At 65.8% G+C, this 2,166-nt stretch carries 1 protein-coding gene; it reads left to right on the top strand.

Annotated elements, in window-relative coordinates:
* Positions 1-694: 694 nt before the first annotated feature.
* Positions 695-1,849, top strand: a complete 1,155-nt coding sequence (locus ACZ53N_RS37165; RefSeq protein ID WP_469145110.1) for a vanadium-dependent haloperoxidase — start codon at positions 695-697, stop codon at positions 1,847-1,849.
* Positions 1,850-2,166 lie beyond the last annotated feature (317 nt).

Here is a 2,166-nt window from a genome sequence, read left to right as displayed (position 1 = left end):
TCGAACGGTGACCGGGAAAACCGGACAGAGCGGCACAGTTCGCCGGCGTCTCGCGGGCACGGACCAGCCCTAGGTGAGTTGCGGGACAGGCTTTAGGGACTTGGGCATCGGAACCCCGCATGAATCAGCCAATAGGCAGCAGTCCGGAAAATGCGGCCCCTCAGCCCCTGGTGCGGCGCCGTGGCGGGGACGACGGCTGCACTTCCGAGGCCCGCCCATCCTTACCCTCATGACCTACACGCGGCACTCGGAGTACCTGCTCGGGACCAAGGCTCTGGCGGATTTTGATGATCTTTGCCAGGTTGTCACAGTGCTCCGCATGGTCACCCTTCGGGTGAGGCTCGGTGAATCTTGGTCTATGAGGCCGCCGGTTTGGGCATGGTCCCCGCTGGGACACGTCTTGAACAGAGCCTGACAGGCCTGCCGGGCGCGGCCCCGGCAGGTGAAGATGCGGGGCTGGCTGGCCACCGGCCACACTGGCCCCGGGCTGTACTGGTCGCCCTGGCCTGGTATCAGGTATGTCATGCCGTATGTGACGGAGTGTGTCATGCGCAGCAAAGGTCCGATGCTCTTCTCACCGCTCAGGATGTCTGTGAGGGCGGCCGTCGCTGGGTTGGCCGCCTTGGTGCTTGCGGTTTCTCCCAGCCCTGCGCCTGCCGGGGGCAGGCGCGTCCCTCCCGCTGCGGACCCGGAGGTGGTCAGCGAGTGGAGTGCTACCGCGTCCGCTACGGTCGAGACCGATGCCATGCGTCCCGCACCTGAGCCGGTGATCTGGCAGGCCTTCGTCTCCACCGCCATGTACAACGCCGTGGTCGGCATCCAGGGCCAGTACGCCACCTACCGGTGGGCCGGGCGTGGGCCCCGCTCCGCGTCTCCTGGGGCTGCAGCCGCAGCTGCGGCTCACCGCGTTCTCCTCACCTACTTCCCGGCGTCGAAAAGCCGACTGGAAACCGCTTACGCCGAGTCACTCGCCAAGATTCCTGACGGTCGGCCCAAAGACCAGGGAGTGGCGTTTGGGGAACGCGCCGCTGACCACATCATCGCATCCCGGGAAGACGACGGGCGTTTCGCACCAGTAGCGTTCACGAGACCGCAGACTCCCGGAGTCTGGAGGCCTGCACCGCCCACCTACCAGTCCTTTGGCAGCGCCTGGATGGGCAGGCTACGGCCGATGCTGCTCGATTCTCCGGACCAATTCCGCCCGAGCGGGCCGCCAGCCCTGTCCTCCGCCCGCTATGCCGAAGACGTCGCCGAGGTGAAAGCAATGGGCGCGAAGACAGGATCCGGCAGGAGCCCTGAACAGACCGATACCGCACTGTACTTCTCCGGACACTTGAATTTCCAGGAGTCCTTGTGCGACCACGCCGCCCGGAACCATTTCGGCATCGCCGAGACCGCCAGGCTGCTAGCCGCCGCGAACACCGCGACAGCCGATGCGGTCATCACCGCCTGGGACTCCAAGCTCCATTACGGCTCATGGCGGCCTGTCACCGCCATCCGGCTGGCTGGCACCGACGGCAACCCTGAAACCAAGCCCGATCCGGAATGGGAACCCCTGGTCAGCACCCCCGCACACCCGGAATACCTGAGCGGACACGCCACAACAGGCGGCGCCCTCATGCAGACACTGACCGAGCTCCTCGGCACCCCCCGAGTCGACCTCTACCTCACCTCACAATCCACGAACACCACCCGGCATTACCAGTACGCAGACCAGTACAACCACGACGTGATCAACGCCCGCGTCTGGGCAGGTGCCCACTTCCGAGCCGCAGACACCATCGGCAACTACACCGGCCGACGTATCGCAGCCTGGGCACTTACCCACTACTTCCAACCACTCCAGTAAGCCAGCCAGGGCGTCATCATGGTCACCCGACCCTGCTGGACCATTCCGGCCCGAGCGGACGAACGCTTATTCGGCCTGCTGGGGATTTGGGGTTCCCAGCAGAACCGGTACAGCACCCCCGCCAGCTGAAAATGCGGCGGCCGGCCCCATTCCTTGTCTTTCACCTTCGAGATTCGGGTCTCTCGGGTGCCAGGATCGGGATCGGGTGCATCAGCCGCCCGTCAGCCGCCAGGCGCTGAAGTACGCCGTCCCCCGTTCGCCGCTGCCGTCGTTGCCCGCCGTCATGAACAGCCCAACGTCCAGGTCCCGGGCCGCGC

This window comes from Streptomyces sp. NPDC033229 (assembly GCF_055576875.1).
Note: the sequence above shows the minus strand (reverse complement) of the source record. Positions and strands in the feature narration are given on the sequence as shown.